32 protein-coding genes and 1 pseudogene are annotated in these 26206 nt (G+C 43.6%); 20 read left to right on the top strand and 13 right to left on the bottom strand.

Features of this window, described 5'->3' with window-relative positions; all coding sequences use genetic code 11:
• The first annotated feature begins 34 nt into the window (after positions 1 to 34).
• The 7 genes from LZG71_RS20270 (at position 35) to LZG71_RS20240 (ending at position 5575) form a co-directional block, all read left to right on the top strand.
• Complete coding sequence (locus LZG71_RS20270; protein WP_233823439.1) at positions 35 to 1303, top strand: DUF3748 domain-containing protein; 1269 nt, start codon at positions 35 to 37, stop codon at positions 1301 to 1303.
• Positions 1304 to 1588: 285 nt separating this feature from the next.
• Positions 1589 to 1918 carry a helix-turn-helix transcriptional regulator gene (locus tag LZG71_RS20265; protein ID WP_233823437.1) on the top strand — a complete coding sequence of 110 codons (330 nt, stop codon included), beginning with the start codon at positions 1589 to 1591 and terminating at the stop codon, positions 1916 to 1918.
• 26 nt (positions 1919 to 1944) lie between these two features.
• Complete coding sequence (locus LZG71_RS20260; protein ID WP_233823435.1) at positions 1945 to 2541, top strand: DUF6428 family protein; 597 nt, start codon at positions 1945 to 1947, stop codon at positions 2539 to 2541.
• A 24-nt stretch (positions 2542 to 2565) separates the two neighbouring features.
• A complete protein-coding gene (locus LZG71_RS20255) occupies positions 2566 to 3057 on the top strand; it encodes a GNAT family N-acetyltransferase (protein WP_255713135.1) in 492 nt (163 codons plus the stop codon).
• A gap of 5 nt (positions 3058 to 3062) precedes the next feature.
• Positions 3063 to 3479, top strand: coding sequence for an arsenate reductase ArsC (locus LZG71_RS20250; RefSeq protein WP_233823433.1), 417 nt, complete (start codon positions 3063 to 3065; stop codon positions 3477 to 3479).
• A 100-nt stretch (positions 3480 to 3579) separates the two neighbouring features.
• A complete protein-coding gene (gene arsB / locus LZG71_RS20245) occupies positions 3580 to 4689 on the top strand; it encodes an ACR3 family arsenite efflux transporter (RefSeq protein ID WP_233823431.1) in 1110 nt (369 codons plus the stop codon).
• Between the two features lie 496 nt (positions 4690 to 5185).
• A complete protein-coding gene (locus tag LZG71_RS20240; RefSeq protein WP_233823429.1) occupies positions 5186 to 5575 on the top strand; it encodes a YidH family protein in 390 nt (129 codons plus the stop codon).
• A gap of 26 nt (positions 5576 to 5601) precedes the next feature.
• Here the strand turns inward: LZG71_RS20240 and LZG71_RS20235 are convergent, their stop codons facing one another.
• Entirely contained in the window at positions 5602 to 6243 is a 642-nt protein-coding gene (locus LZG71_RS20235) for a Crp/Fnr family transcriptional regulator (RefSeq protein WP_233823427.1), read from the bottom strand.
• A 189-nt stretch (positions 6244 to 6432) separates the two neighbouring features.
• Between LZG71_RS20235 and LZG71_RS20230 the strand changes: the two genes are divergently transcribed.
• The 6 genes from LZG71_RS20230 (at position 6433) to LZG71_RS20205 (ending at position 10806) form a co-directional block, all read left to right on the top strand.
• Entirely contained in the window at positions 6433 to 7245 is an 813-nt protein-coding gene (locus tag LZG71_RS20230; RefSeq protein WP_233823425.1) for a sulfite exporter TauE/SafE family protein, read from the top strand.
• A 104-nt stretch (positions 7246 to 7349) separates the two neighbouring features.
• Entirely contained in the window at positions 7350 to 8771 is a 1422-nt protein-coding gene (locus tag LZG71_RS20225; RefSeq protein ID WP_233823423.1) for a rhodanese-like domain-containing protein, read from the top strand.
• Between the two features lie 9 nt (positions 8772 to 8780).
• Positions 8781 to 9194 (top strand): rhodanese-like domain-containing protein, encoded by a 414-nt coding sequence (locus LZG71_RS20220; protein ID WP_233823421.1) that lies wholly within the window; start codon positions 8781 to 8783, stop codon positions 9192 to 9194.
• Positions 9103 to 9666 carry a YeeE/YedE family protein gene (locus LZG71_RS20215; RefSeq protein ID WP_233823419.1) on the top strand — a complete coding sequence of 188 codons (564 nt, stop codon included), beginning with the start codon at positions 9103 to 9105 and terminating at the stop codon, positions 9664 to 9666. The genes LZG71_RS20220 and LZG71_RS20215 overlap by 92 nt, the downstream gene beginning before the upstream one ends.
• A gap of 3 nt (positions 9667 to 9669) precedes the next feature.
• The gene (locus LZG71_RS20210; protein ID WP_233823417.1) at positions 9670 to 10290 is read left to right on the top strand and encodes a trans-aconitate 2-methyltransferase; all 621 of its coding nucleotides are present in this window, start codon (positions 9670 to 9672) and stop codon (positions 10288 to 10290) included.
• 6 nt (positions 10291 to 10296) lie between these two features.
• Entirely contained in the window at positions 10297 to 10806 is a 510-nt protein-coding gene (locus LZG71_RS20205) for a DUF6691 family protein (RefSeq protein ID WP_233823415.1), read from the top strand.
• A gap of 154 nt (positions 10807 to 10960) precedes the next feature.
• On the opposite strand, the gene LZG71_RS20200 is transcribed toward LZG71_RS20205, so the two are convergent.
• The 6 genes from LZG71_RS20200 to LZG71_RS20175 all read right to left on the bottom strand — a co-directional run bounded on the left by LZG71_RS20200 (position 10961) and on the right by LZG71_RS20175 (position 16787).
• A complete protein-coding gene (locus LZG71_RS20200) occupies positions 10961 to 11821 on the bottom strand; it encodes an SDR family oxidoreductase (RefSeq protein ID WP_233823413.1) in 861 nt (286 codons plus the stop codon).
• A 77-nt stretch (positions 11822 to 11898) separates the two neighbouring features.
• Positions 11899 to 12471: a Crp/Fnr family transcriptional regulator gene (locus LZG71_RS20195; RefSeq protein WP_310587767.1), complete on the bottom strand. Its 573-nt coding sequence runs from the start codon at positions 12469 to 12471 to the stop codon at positions 11899 to 11901.
• A 78-nt stretch (positions 12472 to 12549) separates the two neighbouring features.
• Positions 12550 to 13377 (bottom strand): NAD(P)-dependent oxidoreductase, encoded by an 828-nt coding sequence (locus LZG71_RS20190; RefSeq protein ID WP_233823411.1) that lies wholly within the window; start codon positions 13375 to 13377, stop codon positions 12550 to 12552.
• Between the two features lie 63 nt (positions 13378 to 13440).
• Complete coding sequence (locus LZG71_RS20185; RefSeq protein WP_233823409.1) at positions 13441 to 14295, bottom strand: helix-turn-helix domain-containing protein; 855 nt, start codon at positions 14293 to 14295, stop codon at positions 13441 to 13443.
• Positions 14296 to 14945: 650 nt separating this feature from the next.
• Entirely contained in the window at positions 14946 to 15812 is an 867-nt protein-coding gene (locus LZG71_RS20180) for a DJ-1/PfpI family protein (RefSeq protein ID WP_233823407.1), read from the bottom strand.
• 12 nt (positions 15813 to 15824) lie between these two features.
• Positions 15825 to 16787 (bottom strand): GlxA family transcriptional regulator, encoded by a 963-nt coding sequence (locus LZG71_RS20175; RefSeq protein ID WP_233823405.1) that lies wholly within the window; start codon positions 16785 to 16787, stop codon positions 15825 to 15827.
• Between the two features lie 482 nt (positions 16788 to 17269).
• Here LZG71_RS20175 and LZG71_RS20170 point away from each other — a divergent pair, with 482 nt between their 5' ends.
• The 3 genes from LZG71_RS20170 (at position 17270) to LZG71_RS20160 (ending at position 19313) form a co-directional block, all read left to right on the top strand.
• The gene (locus tag LZG71_RS20170) at positions 17270 to 17689 is read left to right on the top strand and encodes an OsmC family peroxiredoxin (protein WP_233823403.1); all 420 of its coding nucleotides are present in this window, start codon (positions 17270 to 17272) and stop codon (positions 17687 to 17689) included.
• 138 nt (positions 17690 to 17827) lie between these two features.
• Positions 17828 to 18679 carry a helix-turn-helix domain-containing protein gene (locus LZG71_RS20165; RefSeq protein WP_409013644.1) on the top strand — a complete coding sequence of 284 codons (852 nt, stop codon included), beginning with the start codon at positions 17828 to 17830 and terminating at the stop codon, positions 18677 to 18679.
• Between the two features lie 139 nt (positions 18680 to 18818).
• Positions 18819 to 19313, top strand: a complete 495-nt coding sequence (locus tag LZG71_RS20160; protein ID WP_233823399.1) for a hypothetical protein — start codon at positions 18819 to 18821, stop codon at positions 19311 to 19313.
• Between the two features lie 256 nt (positions 19314 to 19569).
• Here the strand turns inward: LZG71_RS20160 and LZG71_RS30570 are convergent, their stop codons facing one another.
• Positions 19570 to 19641: a hypothetical protein gene (locus LZG71_RS30570; protein WP_304488667.1), complete on the bottom strand. Its 72-nt coding sequence runs from the start codon at positions 19639 to 19641 to the stop codon at positions 19570 to 19572.
• A gap of 293 nt (positions 19642 to 19934) precedes the next feature.
• On the opposite strand from LZG71_RS30570, the pseudogene LZG71_RS30705 reads away from it, so the two are divergent.
• Positions 19935 to 20039 (top strand): annotated as a pseudogene (locus LZG71_RS30705) (YetF domain-containing protein); the annotation flags it as partial.
• A 162-nt stretch (positions 20040 to 20201) separates the two neighbouring features.
• Here the strand turns inward: LZG71_RS30705 and LZG71_RS20155 are convergent.
• From LZG71_RS20155 to LZG71_RS20145, 3 genes are all read right to left on the bottom strand, one after another.
• Positions 20202 to 20795 (bottom strand): short chain dehydrogenase, encoded by a 594-nt coding sequence (locus LZG71_RS20155; RefSeq protein WP_233823397.1) that lies wholly within the window; start codon positions 20793 to 20795, stop codon positions 20202 to 20204.
• A gap of 100 nt (positions 20796 to 20895) precedes the next feature.
• Positions 20896 to 21810, bottom strand: coding sequence for an NAD(P)/FAD-dependent oxidoreductase (locus LZG71_RS20150; RefSeq protein WP_233823395.1), 915 nt, complete (start codon positions 21808 to 21810; stop codon positions 20896 to 20898).
• Between the two features lie 24 nt (positions 21811 to 21834).
• The gene (locus tag LZG71_RS20145; RefSeq protein ID WP_233823394.1) at positions 21835 to 22056 is read right to left on the bottom strand and encodes a hypothetical protein; all 222 of its coding nucleotides are present in this window, start codon (positions 22054 to 22056) and stop codon (positions 21835 to 21837) included.
• Positions 22057 to 22328: 272 nt separating this feature from the next.
• Between LZG71_RS20145 and LZG71_RS20140 the strand changes: the two genes are divergently transcribed.
• Positions 22329 to 23186 carry an AraC family transcriptional regulator gene (locus LZG71_RS20140; protein ID WP_233823392.1) on the top strand — a complete coding sequence of 286 codons (858 nt, stop codon included), beginning with the start codon at positions 22329 to 22331 and terminating at the stop codon, positions 23184 to 23186.
• A 144-nt stretch (positions 23187 to 23330) separates the two neighbouring features.
• On the opposite strand, the gene LZG71_RS20135 is transcribed toward LZG71_RS20140, so the two are convergent.
• Entirely contained in the window at positions 23331 to 23843 is a 513-nt protein-coding gene (locus LZG71_RS20135; protein WP_233823390.1) for a molybdopterin-dependent oxidoreductase, read from the bottom strand.
• 336 nt (positions 23844 to 24179) lie between these two features.
• On the opposite strand from LZG71_RS20135, the gene LZG71_RS20130 reads away from it, so the two are divergent.
• Positions 24180 to 24713 (top strand): dihydrofolate reductase family protein, encoded by a 534-nt coding sequence (locus LZG71_RS20130; protein ID WP_233823388.1) that lies wholly within the window; start codon positions 24180 to 24182, stop codon positions 24711 to 24713.
• Positions 24714 to 24866: 153 nt separating this feature from the next.
• Here LZG71_RS20130 and LZG71_RS20125 read toward each other — a convergent pair whose 3' ends face one another.
• Positions 24867 to 25670: a DUF4198 domain-containing protein gene (locus tag LZG71_RS20125; protein WP_233823386.1), complete on the bottom strand. Its 804-nt coding sequence runs from the start codon at positions 25668 to 25670 to the stop codon at positions 24867 to 24869.
• 65 nt (positions 25671 to 25735) lie between these two features.
• Between LZG71_RS20125 and LZG71_RS20120 the strand changes: the two genes are divergently transcribed.
• Positions 25736 to 26113 carry a hypothetical protein gene (locus tag LZG71_RS20120; RefSeq protein WP_233823385.1) on the top strand — a complete coding sequence of 126 codons (378 nt, stop codon included), beginning with the start codon at positions 25736 to 25738 and terminating at the stop codon, positions 26111 to 26113.
• Positions 26114 to 26206 lie beyond the last annotated feature (93 nt).

Raw genomic sequence — 26206 nt, 5'->3', positions numbered from 1 at the left:
AAGCACGCCATCACAGTCAATCTTATATCGTTGTATGGTATCAAAAAAAAATAATGACCTGACAGTTTTTTCGTCAGGTCATACTTTACACCATAACGGTGTGTTTTCGAAGGACGGACATTGGATTGTTTATGATGGCAGGAATGACGATACAAAAATTGGAGAAACTTCTCAGATAGGCATTGTTAATGTTTTGACCGGGGAAGAAAAGATTATTTATAAAACCCAGAACCAGACCATTTACGGGCCGGGTGTTGGAGCAGTGTCTTTTAGCCCGACGGAGGATAAAGTGATTTTTATCCATGGATTGTCAGATGCTAATGCTGAGAAGCCTTACGGAATGTCGAGAAGGACTGGTGTCGGTATCGATATCAATCTTCCGCATCGTCCGTTTTTCTATGATGCCAGGGATGTAAGTTTTCCATATACTCCTGGCTCGCTGCGAGGCGGAACACATTCTCATTGCTGGAGCGGGGACGGACAACTGATTAGCTTCACCTATAACGATGAAATGGTAGATACAGAGTTGAGGGTGGTGGGGGTCATGATTCCGGTAGCGCAACAAATTATGGTTGATTCAGTACAAGGAAACAATACTGGTACCATGTTTTCCTCTATTGTTACCGACGTAGTAAGAAATCCCGTACCGGGTTCTGATCAAATCAACAAGGCATTTGATGAGTGTTGGATTGGAAAAAAGGGATATACACTTCATTCCGGAGAACATATTCCCTATGCAATTGCTTTTCAGGGAAACACTTTAAATAAGGAAGGTAAACAAATTACAGAGGTTTTTGTTGTCCATATCGATTCTGAAAAAATTCTGAGAGATTTAAACGCGGTAGGAAAACCGGGAGGAAGACCCCGTATACCGCAAGGCGTACAACAGAAACGGATTACTTTTTCTGAAAAAGGACTTTCTGATACCCGGCATTGGTTACGATCTAGCCCCGACGGAAAATTCCTTTACGCCCTGATTAAAGACCAGAATGAATATAATCAACTGGGTCAAATTGATATCTCTTCGGGAAAAATAACACTGCTGACCAACAATAATTTTTCAATTGACTACCCATTTAATCTCAATAATGGTGGCAATCAGATAGCTTATGTTGCTCAAAATTCCGTTTATCTTTTGGATCTTAGAAAAGGTTCTACTGTTCAAATTACCAGCAAAGAAAAAGGGAAAATCGTAGGAGCTCCTTGTTTTTCCCCTAGCGACCATATGTTGGTTTTTAACCAATATATAAAAGATCAAAGTGGGAATAATTTTTTACAGATTCGAAAAGTTGAATTATATTGACTTTACCCCATAGATTATTTAACAGATCATGAGATTGCCAAATGACTGGCTCTGCATTTTTCCTGCTTTCTCTGTAAATGTCTCCATCTTTACATTGCAGGAGGCAGGACCGCCGGGCGACCCCGTTTCAGTTGCTACACATTTTGTTAAATTTACTGGATGAGTAAAGAGCAACGAAAGAATTTCATTCTTTCCTTTAACCTATAGACTTCAAGTCTATAGGAGTTGTTTATTTAAATGTCTATCGTATTATTGCGATAATAAAAATACTTCTTACCTTTGGGTATGGGAGTTACAAAGACACAGGTTTTTACCGATAAGCAAAACCGTATTGCCGATTTGGCCAAGGCGCTTGCTCATCCGGCGCGTATTGCGATTATTCAACATCTTTTAAAAGAAAAATCATGCGTTTGTGGTGATCTGGTTGAAGTATTGCCGCTTGCACAGGCCACCGTCTCACAACACTTGAAGGAATTGAAAAATATTGGAATTCTTCATGGAGAAATCAATCCGCCGCGGGTTTGTTACTGTATCAATGAAACGGTCTGGCAGGAAGCTAAGGCTATATTCGGAGAAATTTTCGAATCGGACGTTGCAGTAACTTGCTGCAAATAATTTAGGAACAAGATTTTTTATTATTAATGAATCGTAACATAGCAATGAATAACTTAAATCCTATGAACTGGCAGGCTTTCAAAAATACGCTCGTTGAAAATCCTGACAAGGTACTTCAATTCCAATATGCAGAAGGTCAGTATGTAGACGCATCTTACCACATTACTGAAATCAAGCAGGCACCGATTGTATCTGTCGATTGCGGTGGTGTGATGAATAGCTGGACGGAAATCATTGTGCAGCTTTGGGAGCCGTCGGTGGCAGAGACTGAACGTGCCATGAAAGTAAGTAAAGCGCTTTCCATTATTAACCTGGTAGAAAAATCGCTTCCCCTTAATCCACTGGGTGTGGTCAAAATAGAATTTGGCAATTCAAAGTTTGATACACGTCAAATGTACCCTTCTGAATTTATAAGTGATGGTGATTCATTTACTGTTAATCTGGCTGCCGACTTTACGCAGTGCAAAGCCTTAACCAGGGGACAAAGCTGTGGCACGACACCATCGGGTGAAGAATGCTGCACACCTTCAAGCAAAAAGCAGTCTGATGTTAGGCAAGTACAGGTACTTGAAGTGGTTGGTGCAGAAACGCAAAGTTGCACGCCAGACGGGGGATGCTGTTAATAATCTGACCAGATAAATATGATCATGATACGAAATTTAGAATCTGGTGATTGGCCATCCGTCCGTGAAATTTATGAACAAGGTATAGCTACCGGCGATGCCACACTTGAAACCAGCGCACCTGAGTGGCAGGCATGGGATCAGTCTCATGTAACCCGGCACCGTTTTGTCGCACTTTCAGACAGCGGTGAAATTGCCGGGTGGGCGGCCTTGACACCGGTGTCCGGAAGATGTGTCTACGCCGGAGTAGCCGAAGTGAGCGTTTACATCGGTAGCTGCTTCCGGGGACAAAAAATCGGTGATTCACTTTTAAAGCACCTAATCCTGGAAAGTGAAAAAGGAGGCTACTGGACACTTCAGGCAGGCATATTTACCGAAAATGTTCCAAGTATCAAACTGCATGAGAAGAATGGTTTCCGCCTGATCGGATATCGTGAAAATATTGGAAAAATGAATGGGATCTGGCGGAGCGTCAACCTTTTGGAAAGAAGAAGCAAAGTAACAGGAATAGATTAAGCAAAATGAAAAAAATACTAGTGCTCTGCACAGGCAACAGTTGCCGAAGCCAGATAGCCGAAGGTTATCTTAGGAAATTTGCCGGCGAAAAAGCCGCCGTTTACAGTGCTGGGGTTGAAACGCATGGCGTCAATCCGAAAGCGATAACGATCATGGCCGAAGATGGGATTGATATTTCTGGTCATACATCTAATCATGTTGAAGAATACACCAACATCGACTTCGATTTTGTGATCACCGTGTGCGACAATGCCAAAGAGCGTTGTCCGTATTTCCCCACCAATGCAAAGAAATTCCATTATAATTTTCCAGATCCCGCCAAAGCAACCGGTAGCGACGAAGAGGTGAAAACGGAGTTCCGGGCTGTAAGAGAAATGATCCGGGAATACTGTGAGGGTTTTGTAAATACAAATGTCAAATGAATCTGATATCTGGCGGCTTATTTATTAAAACCGATTTATGAAAAACTCCGGAGAGCGGCCAGTCCAAGGGCCAAAGACTATCCGCTAACAGCTAATACTTATGTCTGCATCAAATACCTCCCGGCGTTCCGGTGCCCCTGCGGCCAACCGAAAGAAACTCAGTTTTCTGGATCGCTATTTAACATTATGGATTTTCATGGCTATGGGCATAGGAGTAGGGCTCGGTAATTTTGTGCCTTCTGTGCCATCCTATATCAATACTTTTTCAAGTGGAACAACGAATATTCCGCTGGCCATCGGACTTATTTTAATGATGTACCCGCCGCTTGCCAAGGTGAAATATAACAAAATGGGTGAGGTGTTTCGCAACACCAGAGTGATGACCGTTTCGCTGATTCTGAACTGGATTATAGGGCCGGTGCTGATGTTTGTGCTCGCCATTATTTTTCTGCCAAATCACCCTGAATATATGATAGGGTTGATACTGATTGGTCTCGCCCGCTGTATTGCCATGGTGCTTGTTTGGAATGAACTTGCGGAAGGAAGCCGGGAATATGCTGCCGGTCTGGTGGCGTTAAACAGTGTCTTTCAGGTATTGCTTTACAGTTTTTACGCCTACTTTTTTATAACCATTTTGCCTCCGTTGGTCGGTTTGAAAGGTTTGGATGTAAATATAACCATTGTTGAAATTGCAGTTAGTGTTGGTATTTACCTGGGCATTCCATTTGCTGCCGGCGTGCTGAGCCGCATTGGACTGACAGCACTGAAAGGCGAGCAGTGGTATGAGCAAAAATTTATCCCATTTATTTCACCACTCACACTGATTGCGTTGCTGTCAACAATTGTTCTGATGTTTTCGCTGAAAGGCGAGCTCATTGTTCAGTTGCCGGGCGATGTGCTTCTGATCGCCATTCCGCTTGTTATTTACTTTGTTATTATGTTTCTGGTCAGCTTTTTTGTGGCAAAAGCGCAGGGAGCTGATTATTCTCAAAACGCGTCCATAGCCTTTACCGCTTCCGGTAATAATTTTGAGCTGGCGATTGCGGTGGCAATCGGTGTTTTTGGTATCAATTCCGGACAAGCTTTTGTTGGTGTGATCGGTCCGCTGGTAGAAGTACCGGCTTTGATTGCTCTGGTCAACGTTGCGTTTTGGCTGCGGGATAAATACTATAAAGCTGATCCCACTGTTGCGCACCATGGAAATATATGATCTGATTATTATTGGTGGCGGGCAGAGTGCTTTGCGGGTACTTTCTTCGCCGGGCGAATCTGAAATACATTATTTTGGATGACCAGATGTAAGGCGGTGGAGCGTGGCAGCACGTCTGGGATACTTTAACTTTATTTTCACCGGCACCGCATAGCTCGTTGCCAGGATGGATGATGCCAAAATCTTCCTTCCAAAATGAAGTACTGGAATATTTGGAATCTTATCAAAAACGGTATGATCTGACCATCTCAGAAAGGCATATTAATAAAGTCATAACCTGGATTTTCACTAAAAACCTATTATACTCTGTGTTGATTTTGAAATGAATCTGGTAACGCTGAAAGCGATTGACCAGAAAATCGGTATTTTGAAGATGTATTTCAGCCAATGATACGACTTGCCACTGCGGGAAATATTCCTGGCCCATGGTTTGAATCCTGTTGCCAACTTTGTCGCTTTCCTGACTTAAAGTTAAAATCAGAGTTATCTTTGTTTTATGGATGAAAATACAAACCACAATTCTCCCTTTAAGCCCAATGATCATCTGGCCAATGAAAGAACTTATCTGGCGTGGATAAGGACCGGTATCGGAATTATGGCATTTGGCTTTGTGGTGGTCAAATTTTCTTTGTTTGTTAAACAAATCGGTGTGGTACTAGGCGAGAAACTGAGGACACCTTCGCATGGTTATTCTGCGGTCATCGGGATTATACTGGTAGCCATGGGTGTGTTGACGATCCTGTTTTCTTTCTGGCAGTACCGAAAAACGGATCAGCAGCTAAGAAAAGGCACTTATCAGCCGTCTACTGTTCTTACTAGCATTTTAACAGGCGTTATCTTGCTGATTAGTATCGTACTGATTGTGTATCTGATCCAGAGTGTTTAATTCCAGTAAAGGTTTTTTGATTTAATTCAGGAAAGCCACTGGATACTATTTCTTAGGAGCTTGATCTTTTTATTCTGCTCCATTTTTTTTAGCAATCTTGATACGACCTCCCGGGAAGTATTCAGGTCATTTCCAATTTCCTGGTGTGTGATAGTCAGCATGTTAGTTTTTCGATTTTCAAACTGGTTTTTCAGATAGAATTCCAGTCTTTCGTCCATACCTTTAAAAACGACGTTGTCAAATACGACCAACAGTTCTTCAAAACGGGCCCGGTAGTTGGCAATCACGAAATGATACCAGCTTTTGTATTTCTGCATCAGCTCGTCCATTAGCTGAATCGGTATCATGATCGCAACGGTCTCTTCAACGGTTTTGGCCATGATCTCACTAGCTTCCTGTTGGGTATTACAGATCATCGACAGTGCACATGCGCTGCCTGGTTCGAGATTATAAATGAAAGCTTCTTCTCCATCGTCGCCCTGACGGTAAAGTTTTACCCTGCCGCTACCGATCAGCAGGGTATGTTTAATAAACTGTCCTGTCCGCATAATTACCTCCCCGGCAGGTATATCTTTCAGGATGCAATCCTTTGCCAGTTGCTGTTTTAATTCGGGCTCAAAATCGGAAAAAACGTGGTCGAGGTAATACGAAATACTTTCAGTCATCATGAGCTAAATTAGTAAGCCAAGGTTAAAGTTTATAAATCAAACCTGATCCTGAAGGTTCCTTATGTCAATTGGAGCCGCTCAGAGTTAGGTTTTTGGTAAAGTTTTAAAAAACAATGTTTTCCATCTGTGACTTTTATCACTTTCCTGGATTTTAATAACGCTGAATTTTGTATCACAATTGATACAAACATGGAAATCATTGCATACGTCGCCTCGGTATTTATAGGGATTTCACTTGGTTTGATCGGCGGCGGCGGGTCGATCCTGACAGTTCCCGTGCTGGTATATCTGTTCGGGATCAGTCCTTTGGTTTCAACATCCTATTCTCTTTTTATTGTCGGTTCAACCAGTCTTGTCGGCGCTTATCATAATTACAGGAAAGGTTCGGTCAAAATTAAAATGGCTTTGCTCTTTGGCAGCACATCGATCACGACAGTCTTTTTAACACGTAAATTTCTGATTCCGTTAATCCCAAAGGATCTATTTAAAATTGCCGGATTTCAGATTACAGAACCTTTACTGACGATGCTTCTTTTCGCCGTGTTAATGGTAGCCGCATCGGTGGGGATGATCAGAAGCAAGGAAACAAAGCCCGGATGCTTGGAATGTGATCTGAAAGCAAACATAATCAAAATGTTACTAAGCGGCATAGGCATCGGACTCACTACTGGTATTTTGGGAGCAGGCGGAGGTTTTCTTTTGATTCCTACTCTGGTATTGATATTAGGAATGCCTATGAGAGAAGCAGTTGGTACATCGCTTCTGATCATCGCACTGAATTCGCTGATCGGCTTTGCAGGCGATCTGGGTCATTTTGTGATTGACTGGCTATTTCTGCTAAAAATTACAGCCATTGCCATGGTCGGGATCCTGATCGGAGGCGCGGTTGCCAAAAGGGTAAATGCTGCTTATCTAAAAAAAGGCTTTGGGTGGTTTGTACTGTTCATGGGGATTTACATCATCTCAAAAGAGTTAATCGGAATGTCTTTTTTAATGCGTTAACTCTTTTCCGATAAGTGACAAATATCACTGACCGCCTGCCAGAACATCACCAACTTTGTATAGTTAAGTTTTAAGAAGAACAAAAAACATTAATAATCAACAGAATGAAAATCCAGCAAATTTACACCGGCTGCCTTGCACAGGGCGCGTATTATATAGAGAGTAATGGCGAGGCCGTGATAATTGATCCGCTTCGCGAAGTTGAGCCCTATATCAACCGGGCTGAAAAAGACGGTGCCAAAATCAAGTATGTGCTCGAAACACATTTTCACGCAGACTTTGTATCAGGCCACATTGACCTTGCTGAAAAAACGGGTGCCCAGATCGTGTTTGGACCAACTGCCAAGCCTGACTTTGATGCGCTTATAGCAGAGGATGGTCAGGTTTTAAAAGTGGGCGATGTCACATTTACAGTCCTTCACACGCCGGGGCATACCATGGAAAGCAGCTGTTATCTTTTAAAAGATGAGCTGGGTAGAGAGGTAGGGATCTTTACAGGTGACACCTTGTTTATTGGTGATGTGGGACGGCCTGACCTGGCGCAAAAAGTATCAGCTGAACTGACGCAGCAAAAACTGGCTGAACATCTTTTTGATTCTTTGCGTGATAAAATTATGCCTTTGGCTGATGATATTATTGTGTATCCCGCACACGGGGCTGGAAGTGCCTGTGGAAAAAGTATGAGCAGGGAAACGACCGATACTTTGGGTAACCAGAAGATGTTCAATTATGCGCTGAGGGCGGATATGAGTAAGGAGGAATTTGTGAAAGAAGTTACCAATGGGCTGATGCCGCCTCCGGCTTATTTCCCTGAAAATGTGCTGATGAATATGAGGGGGTACGAAAGTATTGATATGGTAATTGAACGCGGAAACAATGCGTTGGATCCGGAAGCATTCGAAGCAGCAGCCAATGAAACCGACGCAGTGATGCTTGATACCAGGGATGCCGAGATCTTTGCAAAGGGATTTATTCCCAGTTCCATCAATATTGGAATCAATGGAAGTTTTGCGCCCTGGGTTGGGACTTTGTTGCCAGATATTAAGCAGCGAATATTGCTCATTACGGAGCCAGGTAGGGAACAGGAAGTGGTAACACGTCTTGCCCGGGTGGGTTACGACCATACGATCGGCTATTTGAAAGGCGGCATCGAAGCCTGGATGAAAGCAGGTAAAGAGGTTGATCAGACCGAATCGGTAACCGCGCAACAGATGAAAGATTGGTTACAAAGTGATCAATCCATTGTCGTGCTGGACGTTCGTAAAGCAAGCGAATTTAACTCGGAACATGTCCTTGGTGCAGAAAACATGCCGCTTGATTACATCAATGAGCACCTGGCTCAGATCGATAAAAGCATCACATACTTCGTACACTGTGCAGGCGGCTACCGTTCCATGATCTTTAATTCTATTTTGAAAGCCCGGGGTTACGACAATCTAATTGATGTGAAAGGAGGGTTCAAGGCGATAAAAGAGTCAGGTGGGCTCGCCGTGAGCAATTATGTTTGTCCGAGTACACTTTTGTAAATCAAGATCATGGGAATTATTTCGGTATTATTCGGAAATAACAAAACAGATTTTAAAAGTCTTGTTGCTAACGGCGCGCTGATCGTTGATGTGCGCAATCCCCGGGAATTTTCATCCGGTCATATCGATGGAAGCGTGAACATGCCGCTGCATATGATTGGCTCCAAAGCAGCCTTTTTTAAGGCCGGCGAAAAACCAGTGATTACCTGCTGCCAGAGCGGTGTTCGCAGTATCATTGCTGAGGAGATGCTCAGGGCGGCGGGAGTTGAGGTTTACAATGGAGGCGGGTGGGATAAGCTTAGAAAAAAATTCAACAGTGATCATTTTAATTATGCTGGAAATAATAAAACAACCCTGGCCATGGTATGTGGCCGGACCGCTAATAGGGCTCACAGTGCCTGTCCTTTTAATCCTGGGAAATAAATCCTTTGGGATTTCCTCATCGCTTCGGCATGTTTGCGCCATGTGCGTCCCGGCGAAAATTCCTTTTTTTCAATACGATTGGAAAAAGGAGCTTTGGAACCTGTTTTTTGTATTAGGCATCTTTTTTGGTGGGGTTTTCGCAGTAACGTTTCTGGCTAATCCAGAGCCAATGCAGTTGAATCCAATATTGGTAAAAGAATTAAGCGTATATGGAATAACGGATTTTTCATCGCTGATTCCGGTTGATCTGGTGACCTGGGACAAATTGCTGACACTTCCCGGATGGATCATGATGGTGGGTGGCGGTTTTCTGGTTGGATTTGGGGCGCGTTATGCTGGCGGATGTACGAGTGGACATGCAATCATGGGGCTTTCAACCCTGCAATGGCCTTCACTTGTGGCGACAGTCTGTTTTATGGTAGGCGGGTTTGTGATGGCTAACTGGATATTGCCTCTACTATTAATACTTTAGTAAATGAACGACCATTTTAAAACACATTGGGAAGATGTTTACAAAAATAAGACATCTGATCAGGTAAGCTGGACCGAACTGAAACCAGTGCATTCTTTAAAGCTAATTCAAAATGCCAGTACAGTAAAAAATATAGCGATTATTGACATTGGGGGAGGAGATAGCCTGCTTGTAGACTATCTTTTGGACGAAGGTTACTCGAATATCACTGTCTTGGATATTTCGGCAACTGCAATAGAAAGAGCAAAAAAAAGGTTAGGGGGAAAAGCGGGGAAAGTTACCTGGGTGGTCAGTGACATTCTGGATTTTTACCCTGAAAAGCATTATGGAATTTGGCACGACAGGGCCGCGTTTCATTTTTTGACGACAGCAGAGCAAAAAACAAAATATAAAAACCTTGTTGAAAATACGGTCGCAGATGGTCACATGATTCTGGGAACATTTTCAATGTTAGGTCCGGAGAAATGTAGCGGGTTGCCGGTTTGTCAATATGATATGCCTGCGTTGGCGGATTTCTTCAAAGGCTCGTTTGAAGTAAAAAGCCATTTTTATGCAGACTACCTCACACCTTTTCAAACCAGTCAGAATTTCCTTTTTGCGGACTTTATAAAAACTCAGGTGTAAAAGCATATGCAGCATATAATCACAGATCTAGTAGGAGCAAGTGAGCACGACGTCCGTGCAACGGATTCACTGTGCATCAATGAAAGTCAACAGCAGCACAAATGGTACTACAACCTGAAATATATGGCAGTCGGGCTATTTTTTGGAATTCTCTTTGTGAAAGCGGAAGTGATCAGCTGGTTTCGGATCCAGGAAATGTTCCGGCTTCAATCTTTTCACATGTATGGCCTAATTGGCAGCGCCGTTGTTGTTGGAATGATTTCAGTGCTGCTTATCAAGCGGTTTGGCATCCTTACTATTTCAGGGGAGCCGATTACTTTTACCGATAAGAAGTTCGACAAAGGACAGATCTATGGAGGTTTGCTTTTCGGTCTGGGCTGGGCTTTGACGGGTGCTTGTCCGGGACCACTTTTCGCACAGATCGGGATGGGTACTATGGTTGTAATTGTTACACTGCTTAGTGCGGTTGTAGGGACATGGGTTTACGGCAGGTTTAGAGACCGGTTGCCACATTAGGCAATCAATGGAGCTACATCGCCAACTCGGTAACAAGCTCTCTGGCATGATCTCTCATCTCCAATATCGCGTTAGTTTGAACTGATCCAACAGCCACAAAATAAGAAACGGCAGTAGCCCACGCCACTGCCGTTTCTGTTAAATCGGGTTCCACTTACAATAACTCACCCATGCCGAATACAGTCAATCCTTTGGCAAATTGTTCGGCCACAGCCTGATTGGCGGCTTCAATGTATTGGCCGGTGATGGGGTCAACCACGGTGCGTAGTGGCCGGGTGCCCTTTGGCGTGCCGATCAGTTTTACAATGGCGTCGGCCACGTCCTGCGGGTTAGGTTTTTTAACCTGCATCTCTCCACCCAATGCGGCTATCATTTTGTTGGGTATATCGGCCATGGCGCCGTACCCTTCAAATACACCCTGATCCGATGCGGGGTTGTTCTTTTGCTGCATTTCGGTAGGGAAAGCACCAGGCTCCACAAGGGCCACATCAATGCCTAACCGCTTTACCTCGTAGTGCAGGCCCTCGCTTATTCCCTCCAGTGCAAATTTGGAGGCAGAATAAATGGTAGCAAACGGGAACGATACCCGCCCAAAGCCGCTGGTTACGTTAATGATCAGCCCGTCGGCCTGTTTACGCATAGCGGGCAACACCTGTTTGATCAGTCTCCAGGGCGCATAAACGTTGATATCAAAAGTGGTATGCACATCGGCGGTGGTAAAGCTCTCAGCCACACCGGTCATGCTGTAACCGGCGTTATTTACCAGCACATCAATAGTACCTTCCTTGGTCAGAATGGCATCAACGGCCTGCTTCACGCTTTGCTCGTCTGTCAGGGTAACATCCAAAACCGTCACGTTTTCCATGGCCTCAAGGGCCTGGGCTTTATCGGCATTACGGCCCTTTGTATCGCGCATCGTGGCATATACCTGATGCCCGGAAGCGGCCACGCTGTGGGCGGAAAGCCAGCCAAAACCACTATTTGTTCCGGTTATCAATACGATCTTTTTGCTCATCTTTTTTAGTTTTAAATGAATAAGCAAAGGTTGAAAAAGGCAAGAAGAAAATTTTTATCATTTGGTAAAAAGCGCCGCTAACGGATATTACGGCGTATACGGCTCAGCGATTGCTGGGTGATGCCCAGGTAAGAGGCCACATGCGAAAGCGGGATGCGGTTGACCAGGTTGGGGAACGCCTCAATGAATGACAGATATCGCGTGGTGGCATCTTCTGAAACCAGCGGACTGCGCCGTTCCATAGCCAGCGTAAGGCATTTTTTTACCATGTTGGCCTTCATCATTTCCCAACCCACAATGGTGTTGGATATCTCGTCCCAGCTCTTTTTATTAAAAACCAGTACCTTGCAGTCGGTAACGGCCTGTACATATTCGGAGGCCATAATCTGCGATTCAAATTTTTGATTATCTACTACAAAATTGCCTTCGTCCACAAAATAATTGGTGATTTCTTCGCCCCTGTTGTTATAATAGCAAAAGCGAAACACGCCTTCCAACACGAACGCCACATACCGGGGCACTTTCCCGGCTTCTGACAGGTAGTCGTCTTTTTTCAATTCGAGCATTTCAACTTTGCTCAGCAAAAACTCGATCTGCTGTTTGTTCAGATCACCAAATTGCAGGATAAGATTTATGAGCGCTTCCATCATGTAAAGATAGTGTACAGCACAAACCCCTCAATTACCATATGGTAAAAATGAAGTGAGCCGGACAAATCGAGTAAGTTATCAGAGCAGGTTTTCCTGCACTGCCTGATAGACGGTTCTCACTGATGGCTGAAAGCCTAAACTGCGGGCTAGCGAGGTATCAGCGTGGAGATACCAGGGGTTCATCAACGGCTCTGCGAATGAAGCCATCGGTTTGCCAACAAGCTGCAATAGCTCATATAGTGTCGTTGGGGCCTCATCTGCGATGTTGACCACCCGTCCGTCCATGATCCCTTGCAAAGCCATCATGACAGCAATGTATATGTCGCGATGGTGAATGGTGCTCATCCGCATAGCCGGATGAAAGTTAGCAGCGGTAACGTGTTTTGGCAGATCTTCGAGATGTCCGTCGCCATCGCCATATACAAATGGGAAGCGAAGAGCTGACCAGTTCAATCCGCTTTCACGTAAATCCTTTTCCGCAGCAACTTTACTTGCCGGATAGGCATGTTGCGGGTTAAGCACATCGTCCTCCTGGCCGGGGTGCGGATTGTTCATATCATAAACATGGCTGGTGCTTGCAAAAATGAAGCGGGCATCTGGGGCGTTGCTTTTTGCAGCATTAATGAGGTTGCGCGTACCCTCCAGGTTACTTTTCCAGATCAGGTTCGCGTCCGGTGACCGGAACACGGCTGCCAGGTGAATGATCGCTTTTGCATCTTTTACCGCTTCTTCCAGCGTTGCCGGGTCAAACAAGTCCCCTTCTATAGCCGCTACTCCGGCCGCAACATCTTTGCCACGTACCAGTGCAAAGCAATTATACCCCGCTTCAACAAGGCGAGGCAAAAGCCTTGACCCAACTAATCCGGTTGCCCCGGTTACCAATATTTTACCAAATTGTCTGTCCATAAATAATTTATTTTAGACAAAGGTGTGGCTAATATTTCAGTAAGGACCGGACAAAAAACGCTTTTATAAGGACAAATCCTGATAAAAGCCGGCTATCGTTTTACCGGTTACCTTTTTGAACAAACGCGAAAAATAACCAGGATCATTAAAGCCGAGCTCATATGCCAGCTCCTTTACAGATGTGCTTTGGTTATTATACATTCTACGCCTTGCCTCGATGATCAAGCGGTCTGTAATGAATTCTTTTGGTGAAACGCCGGAATGCTGTTTTACAATCTTATATAAACGATCAGTGCTTAAAGCAAGCTTCTCTGCTATCTCCGTTATGGCAGGTTGCTCGGTAAGATTATCTTCTACAAACAGCTTGAATCCTAAAAACTTATCAAGACCTTCTGGCGTATGCTTTTTATGCAATACAAAATAAGCGGAGTTTATTTCTGTAAGCAGGCTGTTCAGGTAAGCCAGGATCAGTTCCGGATCATTATCAGCAGTACGTAGCAGGTCATTCAAAATCTTGAACGTATTCCAAACTCTAAGTGCAGCATCGGGCGGGAAACTGATTTTTTGCTGGTTCAAAGGGTTGAGAAGAAAGGGGAACTTTCGCGGCAATCGCGAAAGGCATTCATCGTCAAATCCCAATTTATAATAGTCTGCGGTATGGACAGTTACAGGTAGTTGCCTAAGCTGGTGAGGTAACGCAAAAAAAAGCTCATGTTTGTTTACTTCGATCGTTTCCCCGTCGATAACCTCCTGACTGTTCCCGTGCATCACGAAGAGAAAGAAATAATAAGGCAGCCGTTGAGAAGAACCGTATTGATCCGCCAACGCTGGCGATACATGCCCGAATTCCGGAGAAACGATACGTATCGAGAGCCTTTTGTTCTGACTCAGATTTTCGGGAAATGTGTTAATAGGCATGGTTTCAAACGGTCATCATTGAGCAAAGTTACCAATTTGTGCTTATTCTTCATTTTAAGCGAAGCCGGCATTATCTCAAACTCTTTTTGAAGAAACAGAAAAAATGGGCAAGGATTCAAAACCCAGTTCAAGACAAATAACCGAAGGTGTCCGACCTTGATAATTAAGACAATAGGCAGCTCAGGTAGATCATATTTCTTTTGGCTACATCAAAAGGCGTTTAGGCTACTTCCGCTTTTTATTCCTGCTGCAATTTTGCAGAAACGAAATCAGGATCCTCTAAAGGCAAAGAGGTCATTTTTACAGATAACCTGGAATTGATTGTCAAAGGCAATGATATCTTTTATGCAATAACTATAGGTAGTGAGACAAAGCCCGTCTACTTCGAGCTGACTTCAATTATTGATAATGGCTTTACCTGTGAGAACCTAAAGCATGACTTTCCCCAAAAAATAGCATATAACGGTAGCGGTAACCGGCAAAAGTGGTGATCTCAGGTGACGGTAAAAGTGTTGATTATATTTTCGTTCGCTAGGATATGAAACAATAAGATCCGACTGCTTCCTCAGAGAGAAAAAGCGCAAAAACTTTACCTTCAACCGTGTTCTGTTGAGAGCAGAACTTGGTTGAAGGTAATTTGTTAGCGATGTCTATTTATTCTCGACCGAGCCCTTATCTGATTGCTTCACAATCAGTCCTTCCTCTGGTTTCCACTTATCATACTCCATATAACGAGCTGTTTGGGTGGCTATGGCCTGTCCTTTTAGCTTGGCAACTACATGTAGGGCACCATCAATTCCTGCGGAAACACCGGCAGTCGTGATAATCTGTCCATTGTCTACAAAGCGGGTACCTGACAGAATCTTTGCTTTGGGCGTTGCCCGTTGCAGCTTCTCAATATAAGAATGAAAAGTCGTCGCTTGTTTGCCGTCCAGCAGTCCCGCTTTGGCCAGCAGTCCGGCACCAGTACAAACCGACAACATGACTTCCGCATGGGTGGCAGCGTTTTTTATCCAGTCAATCAGCGGCTTATTCTCGATGAACGGACCAGTATCACCTCCAGGCAAAACCACAATATCAGGCTTGGGACAATCAGTCAGGCTATAGGTCGGGGTTATTTTAATGAATCCCTGACTGATGATTGGTTCTTTGGATAGCGAAAAGGTATAGACATTAAATCCGTCTGTGGAAGCGAAGACTTCACTAGGCCCGGCAAAATCCAGAATTTCAGCGCCATTGTGAATAAATATAGCCACATTTCGCTTTTTGGCTTGCTTCTCGTTTCGCTTCAGTGAATCTGAAAGGGCAGGAGTGCCTTCGACAAGAGGCATTCCACAATGCTGACAATTGCCGGGCTTTTCATGTCGTTCCAAATCACAACCATTGCCGCAGGGCTTGCAATAATACGCCGTAGGTTTTTCTCTCGGGGATATGTTCTTTGCCAAAAGTGGGTTGCAAGCGGCAGCGAGCCAGCAAGCAGCAAATACAATAAATCGGTAACGAAGAATGACGTTCATGGGCTAATAGAATTAAGGTGAAATAAAAGATCCTGTGTTGTTTTTAAGTTTGTCTTTCTGCCAGATCCGGCGTAGCTGTCGGGCATCCCGAAAACCACACTTCTGTGCAATGGCTTCCATGGTCATGTCAGGATTATGCCTTAACGTACGGGCCAGCTCCAGACGCAGTAGCGTAGTGTAGTCATGAATGGATATCCCGGTCTCCTTTCGAAATGTTCGGGTCATATTACGGGTACTCATACCGGCGATCTCGGCGAGCGCGTCTAATGTAAACCTGGTTTTTAGATTCGCAATCAGCCAGTCCTGCACCTGGTGAACGGCCACATTCATGTGATTCCGGTAATCAAGGTAAACGCTTTTCTGCGAATGGTGTGGACCGCGGCGTAAGTAAACGACTAGCTCGCGGGCTATCTTTGAGGCAAAGAGCGGGCCTTGCTGCTCTTCCAGAATTGCCAGTGCCATATCTATACCGGCAGTTATCCCGGCGCTGGTATAAATCCCGCCATCGTTCACGAATAACCGGTCATGCTGGGTTACAATTTGTGGATAAGTTGTTTGCATTTCATCAACCCGTTTCCAGTGCGTAGTGCATTTCCGGCCATTCAAAAGGCCAACCTGAGCCACAGTAAAAGCGCCAGTACAAACAGAGCAAATGATAACCCCCTGACGGTGCTGTGCACGAAGCCAGTCAAAGAAAACGTGCTCTGCTTTAAATTCTTCTGATCGTATATAATGCATGTCCATACCAGGAATAAAGATCATATCACCGGGTTGAGGATCTACCTGTGTAAAATGCTTTACAGGACCCATTGGCATTCCTGCTGAGCTAGTTACCTGATTCTGAAATGAACAATACTGTAACTGATAAGGAGCACCATACTCAGCAGCTTCGTAAAAAACCTGAACTGGTCCCGTCAGATCTAAGACGTGTACATATGGAGGTACAACAAAAATGACTTGCTGAGTTTGCGACATGGATAACTGATTCAGATTGTAAAATTAGAATATGCCTGGCATCTTAATGAGCCAAATATCGGACATTTCAGGCCAAATGCAGATAGCTAAGCTAATTCACCCTTTCAGAAATGTCAGGTAAAAGGGAGCACTACCATTTACGATTATAATAACCATAAATGGATTTCCACGGATGAAGCCGGTTCCCGTAGATTCGGCAAAAGAGCCAAGGTGATGATTGAAGTGGCCGAGGTGGCAGAACCGCCCTTGTATTTGCTTTTGGGTAGCGATGCTTACGCCCGAGCATTTTACCAGTTTGGACCTTCTATCTTCCTCCTGCAAGCAATAGGAAGCGTTGACAAAATCGACTGATTTTGCTTAATGACGTGCATTACAATGACCCAAATTGCCAAATAGTTGGCCTGATTTCCAAGGCATCTCCAACACGAGTGTTGCAACTTTGTATTGTCAATATCGACAGCAATATCAAACAGATATAAAAAATGCAACGTACAGCAAAAGCGCATTGGTCGGGAAGCATAAAAGAAGGCAAAGGAGAGCTGACTACCCAGAGTGAGATTTTGAACAAAACAAATTATAGCTTTAAAACCCGGTTTGTCGGAGGCGAAAAAGGAACCAATCCCGAAGAGCTACTCGCGGCAGCGCATGCAGGATGCTTTACAATGGCAGTCAGCTATGCGCTCACAGAAAAAGGTTTGGTGGCAATTGAGCTGGATACACAGGCAACTGTGTCCATGGATAGCGCGAGCATCACTGGCGTACACCTCTCAATTACAGGAAATGTGCCGGGACTTAGCCACCAAGAATTTGAAGCAATCACAAAAGAAGCAGAAAGAAACTGTTTAATTTCAAAAGTCCTAAGTGTATCTGTTTCGTCGTCGGCAATTCTTGTATCAGAGTAATTGCAGCCGTATAGAGCCTTTTCACAGTAAGGTGGCAATGTGCTTGTTCGTTCTATATCTGTCTTAGAAAATGAAGGCTGGGGAATTGGCAAGCGTTTATAACTTATCCTCACTACTGTTTCGTGTAATACTGTTTCCATGGTCACTGAATATAAAAAATTTGATTTGTTTGGTGAAACCTTCATTCAAAGGTTGAACTTAAAGCCGTCTTTTGAATTCACATTTCCGGTTGCTGAGCAAGCGTGTTTCTTATATATGTTGAAAGGGGACATGGAATATCAATCAGGAGCTGATCATTTGAATATTCCTGCCCATCAATCCCTGCTGCTAAACTGCCTGAAAGCGGGTAACCAAATTAGAGACATCAGTTCCAGTGACAATAGTGAAATTGTGATTGTTACATTTCATCCGGACATTTTGAAAAGGATTTATGATAAGGGACTTCCGCTGGTATTTACAAAAAGTAACCGAACGACAAATCAGCAACGAGGAGTAATTAAAAATGACTTTTTGATCCAGAAGTATATTGAAGGCTTGCTGTTCTATTTTGAAAATCCATCGTTAGTCAGTGATGAGATTTTAATATTAAAGCTGAAAGAAATAGTCCTTTTACTGTCGCAAACACAAGAGGCACATACCATACAAACCATACTCTCCCAACTATTCTCACCAACAACATTTACCTTCAAGCAGATTATAGAAGCGAATCTTTTTTCATCGGTTAGTGTAGAAGATCTGGCACAAATGAACAATCTGAGTGCTTCCTCATTCAAAAGAGAGTTTAGGAAACTCTACAACGATTCTCCCGCGAGTTATATCAAATCTAAACGCCTGGAAAGGGCAGCACAGCTGCTTTCGGTTTCTGATGAGCGCATTACGGACATCGCCTTCGATTGTGGATTCAATGATCTTGCCAATTTTACCAAAAGTTTTCATGACAGATATGGAGTCGCACCATCAAATTATCGTTTGAAACGAAACGAAAGCTGAGGGGCAATCATAATCCAATAAACAACTACATGGAGAGCACATTGAATGATGGACGAAATTGCCAAATCATTGGCCTATTCTGCAAAGAAATCCTGCTGCTTGCTACGCAACTTTGCATAGTAATCAAAACAAGCAAAAAATGGGATTGTCGAATTTAGGTATCTTTCATACCGTTATTGGAGTTGTTGCTATTATTGCAGCAGTTGTGTCATTCATTAAGAACGCTAAAATTGATCTGGGCAAATTATCTGGGAAAATCTATTTCTACTGCAACCTGGTCGCTTCGGTCACTGCTTTGGGATTGTCAAGCGTGAAAGGTTTAAATCCTGGCCACATTCTAGCGCTACTGATTGTATTGCTGATCGTGGTGGCCTATTTCCTCTATTTAAAAAGACCAGGGAACAATCGGTCGCGCTTTGTTGAAAACTTTTTTCTTTCTTTCAGTTTCTTCTTGTCACTACTTCCAACAGTGAATGAGACATTCACCCGTGTTCCTGTAGGGCACCCTTTGGCAAATGGTCCGCAAGATCCGCTGATTGCTAAGACGCTACTCTCACTTTTTCTTCTATTTATTGCAGGATCTGTTTTACAATTCAGAAAGCAAAGAAGAATAAATAAGTCGAAATCCGTTTAACCGGTATGGGAAGCTACCAACAGAAATATCAGAGTATGACCTGATGTGTAAACGGAAGGTATTGATGCTTCGCTGTGTAACTTGTTATATTGGCGATTTTAATATCACTAGTACGGTTACTGCCTTCATCCTAAGGTTTTCGATTGCAAATATGTTGTCTATAACGGTCGGTTAGTTATTAAATTGAAGGTTTTTCTATAATCGTTTGGGTTTTACGTATTTCTATTTTCCCTTCATATCGATCCCAACCAATTTTTCAAAGCATTTTTAAGCCTAAAAAGTTGGTCCGAAAACCCGATGGCGATTCACCCGTTTTCGTGTGAAACAGCCTGCTGAAATATGCCGGGTCACTATAACCGAGCTCTTAGGCAATTTCCTTTGCCGTTAGCGAAGTATGGACTAACAAGCATTTTGCTTCCAGGATAATACGGTTTTTTAATCACTTCATTAGGCTGCGGCAGTCGCAGGCGGTTGAATTTATGTGTGATCGTTTTTGGCGCCATGCATAGGAAATCAGCGTAGTCGGTCAGTCACATCGTTGGTCAAATGCTGGCTTTTCCACGAGCGGGCCGCGCGAATGAGTCATCCGGGTTCAGATAATGCGTTAAAAAAAGAGAAAGGCGTACGGAACAGGAAGTGAGATCAATTTTAAGGAGTCAGCAGATTGCATCTTTGTCCGTAGTCGAGGCAATTGTAATGGAATCAGACGGGCAGTTAAGCGTCGTTAAAAGTGGTTCGCTTCCGATCCCGATTCTACCCTCTATGATTTGGAGAGTGTACAACGAGACCCACATCGGAATGCCGGGATCGGTTTCAAAAAAACACCAGGCTGCTTGCGGCAGTCCTGGTGGTGGAATGGCGATCAATATATTTTTGATACAGGCGTATTTATGGCTTGATGACTTGCCCCGTGTTTGCTCCGAATACGGCTTTTCGGAAACCATATTCCAGCTGTTTCATTGTAGTCGGAACTTCTCCGGGGAAATAAGGGAAATATTGTGGAGAATCTTCGATCACAGAAGGGCTTACTGCATTAATGCGAACACCATCGGCGAGCTCAATAGCGGCTGCCCTTACAAATGCTTCAATGGCACCATTGGCAGCGGATGCGTTTGCAAAATTAATTTGTGGATCTGTTGTCAATGCGCCGGAAATCAGGGTGAAAGATCCTTTTGGTTTAACATAACGCTGGCCAATGAGCACTAAATTCACCTGACCCATCAATTTCCCCTCAATGCCTTTTCTAAATTCCTTGTCTGTCATTTTTTGCCAGGGACCGACAAATGATGGTCCAGCTGTGCAAATCAGGGCATCGAACGATCCCGTTTGAACATACAGATTTTCAATTGATTCCGTCGAGGTGATGTCAACTTTGATATCGCCGCCGCTGGAAGCGGCCTTGATAACTTCATGCTCTCTTTCAAACGCACTGACCAAATGTTTACCCATCGTGCCTGTTGCACCTACAATAATAATTTTCATTTTGTTTTTGATTTGTATTTGTAATTATTTTATTAACTCGCTATAAATGAAATGGATATAGAGTGGTAAACTCGTGTAACCAGCGCCATTACAGTTGATCTCACAGGGAATCGAACTCTTCCAGAATCATTTTCTTGCTTGCTGCCATGCCTGCGGCTGTTCCCATAGCTACTGCATTTGCGACAGTGCGCATCCGTGTCACATTGTCGCCGCAGGCAAATACGCCCTCAACAGTCGTCTGCTGAAATGCGTCAATTTTGAGATAACCATCTTCCGTTAATTGGCATCCCAGACTTTCGGGAATGTGGCAGTGCTGCGAAAAAGGAACCGGTGCATAGATGACACTGATGAAGGCTTTTGTTCCATCTTCGAAAGCAATGTCCTGAAGATTTCCATTAATATGGTTGAGCTTTTGAAGCGGCTTTTCTGTTAGTTCTATACTGCGTTTTTTTAGCTGAATGGTTTGTGTGGTTGTCAGTGTCGAAGGTCCGTTCGTAAACAGGGTGAGTTTGTCAGACCAATTCGAAATGAGCCTGGCTAGATCATAAGCACTATCACCATTACCCAAAATGCCTGTGTTTTCGTTTTTTACTTCATAACCGTGGCAATACGGGCAATGAAGGGCTGTTATGCCCCAGCATTCGTCAAAACCTTCAACATTGGCCATGATATCTCTGATGCCGGTTGCAAAAATGAGTTTCTTTGCCTTAAACTTCTCTCCTGATGTCAGCTGCAATTCAAAGCCATCGGTGTTTTTAATGGCAGCGTCCGCAAGTCCATTGAAAAACGAAACGGTATGATACTTTTGCAGCTGTTGTTTTGCCAAAGCCAATATTTCACTGGGGCTTTGTCCGTCTTGCGTGAGAAAGTTGTGAGAATAGGGCGTCTGTCTGTTGCAGGGATATCCGCTGTCGATGATCAAAACCGTCTTTAAAGCCCGGCCCAACGCCATTCCCGCAGCAAGACCCGCGTAATTCCCGCCGACGATGATCACATCAAATTTAGAAATTGTCATTTTAGTAATTTAATTGGGTGTCTTCTAAACCTTTTTTTGAGAAAAAATAAATCCTGTCAAGGCATTCAGCAATGGGAGTCCTATAAATACGATCCATGGCACCAGGGAAATTGTCAGTATCAGTGTTTTCTGATACAGAGGCATACCGGATAGCAGCTCACCAAAAAAATGCAGGAAGAGCGTAATGGACGGATAGATGACGATCCAGATTTTAAGAGATGAGATGAATTTGGCTTTTGTAGTCATACTGTTTTTGTTTACTGCTTGTCTGCTACAAAAGTAATTTCAATGTCAGAGAGGCCGGTAGGACGCAGGGCCAGTTCGATAGGACATATCTTGAATGCAAGGGCAAAAAATATGGATGCGGTTTTCAACAGGACGAATCATGTATCGCGCAGGTCGTTTTTGATTGAGATCTCGCTATCTTGTCCCGGAGGAATGAATGATCTGTACATTCTTGTAATTTTGAATTCAAATTTGCCCTCACGATAATTCCTGGTTTTATATACACAATGGACATGATTCCGATCCGACAACTCGCTGACACAAATCAAGAACAATTTAATGTTGGCAGGTTTAGCATCAGGAGCATCAGCGATGTAGCGAAGGGGAAGGATCTGGCCCATGATCTTCATAAGCATGATTTCTATTTCATCCTGGCGCTGGAAACCGGGAGAGGGTTTCATGAAATCGATTTCGTCCGGTATCAGATTGAGCCCAATGCCGTTTTTATCCTGCGCCCTGGTCAGGTGCATCAGCTGAAACTCTCAGCAGACTCCAAAGGCTATTTAATCGAATTTGATCATTCGTTCTATCAACCTAAAAATTCGGCAGTAGAATACCAGTGGAAGAAAGCAACGGGTATAAACCATTGTGAGGTAGAAAAAGACAGATTCAGCAAATTACTTGGCTACCTTTCTAATAGCCTGACTGAATTCGGTCTGAAACAGGAAGGGTACATGGAAGCGATCAGGGCTAATATGGATCTTTTTTTTATCGAGCTTGTCAGGCAAAGTAAAAACCCGGGCCAGATTTTACCTGCTTCATACAGCTATACTCAGGAGCGTTACGAGGAGTTGCTTAGATTATTGGAAACAAATATCACCAGTATCAAAAGCGTATCTCAATATGCCGACATGCTTCATTTGTCGGTTTATCAGTTGAATGCAATCACGAAAGCATCTGTAAATAAGACTACCACGGAGTTGATCAACGAGCAGATTTTGCTGGAAGCGAAACGATACCTGCTTGCTACCGCCAATCAGATCAAAGATATTGCCTGGCACCTGGGCTACGAAGATACTTCGTACTTCATCCGGTATTTTAAAAACCAGACAGGTCATACACCGGATGCGTTCCGGAAGAATTTTAAATAATGAGGACCTCCTACACAAGTGAACGATTCTGATGTGACTAGTTCAGATTTCTTACCATTCTGTATTGATTCGGAGTTTGGCCGACCCGTTGTTTAACAGTCTGGTGAAATGTTGCGGGTACTTAAAGCCGAGTTGCCGAAGATGCTAATTTTTGGCGAATGCCACTTTAATGGAACGTAACTCACGGATCCAGCGCGCTGGCTTTTTATCATTTGGTGTTATGATGCGAAAAGGACCTTCGCCGTTTGTAAGTTGCTGACCATCTTTTTGTATGGCAATCAGGATCAGTTGGTCTGTGAACTCAGGATCAATTTCTGCCAGTGAATAAAGTACTTCATAACTATCGGCAGCTGTGATAAGCACATATTTAGTCAAATTCTCGCCGCGCAACTTGCTCCCGGTTGTAACGCCGGCTTTTTTCAGGATTTCGATGAGGGCAACGCCCGAAAATTCATGCTCCTTTCCGTCCCGGTCTTTCACTTTATGGCTTATTTGTTTAAAGTTGGCAAAGTCCTGCACACTGAGCTCTAAAGATGTGGCTACTTCCCCGGCGATAGAAAGTGTTGCCGTATTTTGGCCGAATGATGAAAATGCCGAACTGAAAAGTAGCAAAAGACTACCTGTAAGACTTCGTGCAAAAACTTTAAGTTTGTTCATAGTCAGGGATTTAAAAAATAATGTGGATTTTGAAATGCTGGATTGAGCTTAGCCTGCGAGCGGCCATTGTTGCAGGATATTCCGGGAATTGTTACTTCGTCCCATTGAAAATTTCTACCAACGGAGACAGCGTCAAATGACTGCTTTGCACAGGCCATCGTGGCAAAAAACTGATAAAAGAAGAGGTAGGTTTCCTCTTTAAAATCGATATGTATTTATAAACATATCGCTAATAAAGAGTCTGTTTGTATATTTCAAAAATCAATCAGCAGAAACTATCATGTGGATGGAGCGATTCTCCCGTCAGCATTGAAAGCTTTCATAAAGACGAATCACATGCGAAAATTGTCACTTTTTATTGCCACAAGCCTGGATGGTTACATTGCCAAGCCCAATGACGACCTCAGTTTTTTAAAACTTGTAGAAAAAGAAGATGAAGATTATGGCTATGCAGAGTTTATAGCAATAGTGGATACCATCATAATTGGGCGCAAAACTTTTGAATATGTGCAAAGGGAAATTGGTATTTCCCATTATGATAACGGCGAAAGAGATGTGTACGTTGTAACCAGTACGGAAAGGCCCAGGCTAGGACGCATCCAATTTTATAACGGGGACATTGCCCGGCTTGTTGAAAACCTAAAAATTGCGGAAGGCAAAGGCATATACTGCGACGGTGGCGCGGATCTGATCAACGAGCTTTTAAAGAATGACTTAATTGATGAATTGGTCATATCTGTAGTCCCTGTTTTACTGGGAAATGGCACCAGGCTTTTTAAAGACACAAGGCCTGAACAAATGCTGGAATTCGTTTCGGTAAAAACGTTTGAAACAGGATTGGTACAGTTGAAATACCAAAGAAAGAAGTAGCAATCAACTGTTAACGCCGGCGTGGCAGGCTACATCACAGTGCGATTATCTGACAGCGCGTTGTGTATGTAGGCCAGATTATGTCCTGCTGACCAATATGTCTGCTGCCGAAAGCAGATTCGCTACATTTCGTTGCAAATATGTTCACAATGATCAGTAAAACCCAAAAGTATAGCTGCCCCAATAACTTTGCCAGTCTGCTTCTTTGAGATTTTCCGTTGCGACCATGTGTACTGTGCTGATCATCCATTTGCCGGTTTGATCAACAGGGAATACAACTTGCCCATTTTTGTCGCTTCGGAGCTTTTGGTGTATTGTTTTGCCATCCACCAAATGCCATGCAAGTACCAAAGCGTTGTTTAAAGGTTTATTATCAAACAGGACTTTGAATTGAATAGGGCCTTTTGATTTTTGATCGTAAGGATTTTTAGAAGGAATAATTTCCAGTCGCATTCCAGTATTAAGGGCGTAGGAGGCGTCAGTTTTATTGCCCACCTGCACCAGTGTTTTAACGCAACGCTGATAGAGCTCTCTCCCGGCTTTCAGGGTGTCGCTGTTTTGTAGCCGGAGTTTTGCCACATTGTCCAGGCCTTCTGTCCGGAGATACTCATTGAACATATCGGCTTCAAGTTCAATAAATTTGCTGGTGTTGTTGAACGCGATCAGCTGGCTACCTTCAGTCGGAAATGTAATGTCGATACTGCTCAGGCTATCGCCATAAACCTTGTTTCGAATATCCGTTCTTATACCATTTGCGTAGTGATCCAGTTTTAAGATCCTGTATTTGTGACCATTCGACTGATCACCCTGGTAATCCTCGCCAACCATCAGGTCGATGCGAACTTTTTCGTTTATTTTAAGCCAGAACTTCGCTGGTTCCAGCCAAAATTCGTGAGCGAATCCAATTGAGCAAAACAGCAATAAAGAAGTTAGAGAAAGTAGTTTTTTGATTTTCATAATGTGGCTTTAAACGTTGCAATTTATGTATTATCTCAGGAATTACTATATTTGCCGCCGATCTGATGCGTAGTTTTATAGTTTACATATGGCTTTTTACGACCATCCTGCCGACGTTTAGTCAGTGGGGAACCATGGCGTATTACCAGATCAACAAGGCATATATCACCCGGGTGCTTTGCGAAAACCGGGACAAACCTCAGCTGAATTGCAACGGCAAATGTTACCTGGCCAGGAAGCTTAAAGCACAGCAGGAAAAGGAAGATCAACAGACTGCTCAGCTTGTTCAAAACATGCCTGTTTTTCAGCTGTTTGCTTCTCCGCTCACAGCTTTTGAGTTTTTACAGGTTCATTTTTTAAAGGCTCATCAGCCCCTATTTCCATATCATCTGGCCACTTATCAGGCCCCGCTTTCGATTCTGGTTCCGCCTCCCTGTGTGTAGCAAACATCATTTTTTTATGTCCAGCCTGTGAGCCGGTGAATCTGTTGGTTCACAAGGCCACCTGATTATTCTATCTCAAATTACTTTGTCGCC

It is taken from the genome of Dyadobacter sp. CY312 (assembly GCF_021390535.1).
Classification (GTDB): domain Bacteria; phylum Bacteroidota; class Bacteroidia; order Cytophagales; family Spirosomataceae; genus Dyadobacter.
Note: the sequence above shows the minus strand (reverse complement) of the source record. Positions and strands in the feature narration are given on the sequence as shown.

Excerpts from the sequence above, each read along its gene's own strand:
- LZG71_RS20190 (WP_233823411.1), bottom strand. The coding sequence starts at position 13,377 with ATGGACAGACAATTTGGTAAAATATTGGTAACCGGGGCAACCGGATTA.
- LZG71_RS20205 (WP_233823415.1), top strand. The coding sequence starts at position 10,297 with ATGCAGCATATAATCACAGATCTAGTAGGAGCAAGTGAGCACGACGTC.
- LZG71_RS20210 (WP_233823417.1), top strand. The coding sequence starts at position 9,670 with ATGAACGACCATTTTAAAACACATTGGGAAGATGTTTACAAAAATAAG.
- LZG71_RS20265 (WP_233823437.1), top strand. The coding sequence starts at position 1,589 with ATGGGAGTTACAAAGACACAGGTTTTTACCGATAAGCAAAACCGTATT.
- LZG71_RS20125 (WP_233823386.1), bottom strand. The coding sequence starts at position 25,670 with ATGAAAATCAAAAAACTACTTTCTCTAACTTCTTTATTGCTGTTTTGC.
- LZG71_RS20200 (WP_233823413.1), bottom strand. The coding sequence starts at position 11,821 with ATGAGCAAAAAGATCGTATTGATAACCGGAACAAATAGTGGTTTTGGC.
- arsB (WP_233823431.1), top strand. The coding sequence starts at position 3,580 with ATGTCTGCATCAAATACCTCCCGGCGTTCCGGTGCCCCTGCGGCCAAC.
- LZG71_RS20240 (WP_233823429.1), top strand. The coding sequence starts at position 5,186 with ATGGATGAAAATACAAACCACAATTCTCCCTTTAAGCCCAATGATCAT.
- LZG71_RS20215 (WP_233823419.1), top strand. The coding sequence starts at position 9,103 with ATGCTGGAAATAATAAAACAACCCTGGCCATGGTATGTGGCCGGACCG.
- LZG71_RS20155 (WP_233823397.1), bottom strand. The coding sequence starts at position 20,795 with ATGAAAATTATTATTGTAGGTGCAACAGGCACGATGGGTAAACATTTG.
- LZG71_RS20180 (WP_233823407.1), bottom strand. The coding sequence starts at position 15,812 with ATGAACGTCATTCTTCGTTACCGATTTATTGTATTTGCTGCTTGCTGG.
- LZG71_RS20150 (WP_233823395.1), bottom strand. The coding sequence starts at position 21,810 with ATGACAATTTCTAAATTTGATGTGATCATCGTCGGCGGGAATTACGCG.
- LZG71_RS20250 (WP_233823433.1), top strand. The coding sequence starts at position 3,063 with ATGAAAAAAATACTAGTGCTCTGCACAGGCAACAGTTGCCGAAGCCAG.
- LZG71_RS20185 (WP_233823409.1), bottom strand. The coding sequence starts at position 14,295 with ATGCCTATTAACACATTTCCCGAAAATCTGAGTCAGAACAAAAGGCTC.
- LZG71_RS20260 (WP_233823435.1), top strand. The coding sequence starts at position 1,945 with ATGAATCGTAACATAGCAATGAATAACTTAAATCCTATGAACTGGCAG.
- LZG71_RS20195 (WP_310587767.1), bottom strand. The coding sequence starts at position 12,471 with ATGATGGAAGCGCTCATAAATCTTATCCTGCAATTTGGTGATCTGAAC.
- LZG71_RS20225 (WP_233823423.1), top strand. The coding sequence starts at position 7,350 with ATGAAAATCCAGCAAATTTACACCGGCTGCCTTGCACAGGGCGCGTAT.
- LZG71_RS20140 (WP_233823392.1), top strand. The coding sequence starts at position 22,329 with ATGATTCCGATCCGACAACTCGCTGACACAAATCAAGAACAATTTAAT.
- LZG71_RS20160 (WP_233823399.1), top strand. The coding sequence starts at position 18,819 with ATGGGATTGTCGAATTTAGGTATCTTTCATACCGTTATTGGAGTTGTT.
- LZG71_RS20270 (WP_233823439.1), top strand. The coding sequence starts at position 35 with ATGGTATCAAAAAAAAATAATGACCTGACAGTTTTTTCGTCAGGTCAT.
- LZG71_RS20255 (WP_255713135.1), top strand. The coding sequence starts at position 2,566 with ATGATACGAAATTTAGAATCTGGTGATTGGCCATCCGTCCGTGAAATT.
- LZG71_RS20230 (WP_233823425.1), top strand. The coding sequence starts at position 6,433 with ATGGAAATCATTGCATACGTCGCCTCGGTATTTATAGGGATTTCACTT.
- LZG71_RS20220 (WP_233823421.1), top strand. The coding sequence starts at position 8,781 with ATGGGAATTATTTCGGTATTATTCGGAAATAACAAAACAGATTTTAAA.
- LZG71_RS20165 (WP_409013644.1), top strand. The coding sequence starts at position 17,828 with ATGGTCACTGAATATAAAAAATTTGATTTGTTTGGTGAAACCTTCATT.
- LZG71_RS20135 (WP_233823390.1), bottom strand. The coding sequence starts at position 23,843 with ATGAACAAACTTAAAGTTTTTGCACGAAGTCTTACAGGTAGTCTTTTG.
- LZG71_RS20235 (WP_233823427.1), bottom strand. The coding sequence starts at position 6,243 with ATGATGACTGAAAGTATTTCGTATTACCTCGACCACGTTTTTTCCGAT.
- LZG71_RS20130 (WP_233823388.1), top strand. The coding sequence starts at position 24,180 with ATGCGAAAATTGTCACTTTTTATTGCCACAAGCCTGGATGGTTACATT.
- LZG71_RS20145 (WP_233823394.1), bottom strand. The coding sequence starts at position 22,056 with ATGACTACAAAAGCCAAATTCATCTCATCTCTTAAAATCTGGATCGTC.
- LZG71_RS20120 (WP_233823385.1), top strand. The coding sequence starts at position 25,736 with ATGCGTAGTTTTATAGTTTACATATGGCTTTTTACGACCATCCTGCCG.
- LZG71_RS20175 (WP_233823405.1), bottom strand. The coding sequence starts at position 16,787 with ATGTCGCAAACTCAGCAAGTCATTTTTGTTGTACCTCCATATGTACAC.
- LZG71_RS20170 (WP_233823403.1), top strand. The coding sequence starts at position 17,270 with ATGCAACGTACAGCAAAAGCGCATTGGTCGGGAAGCATAAAAGAAGGC.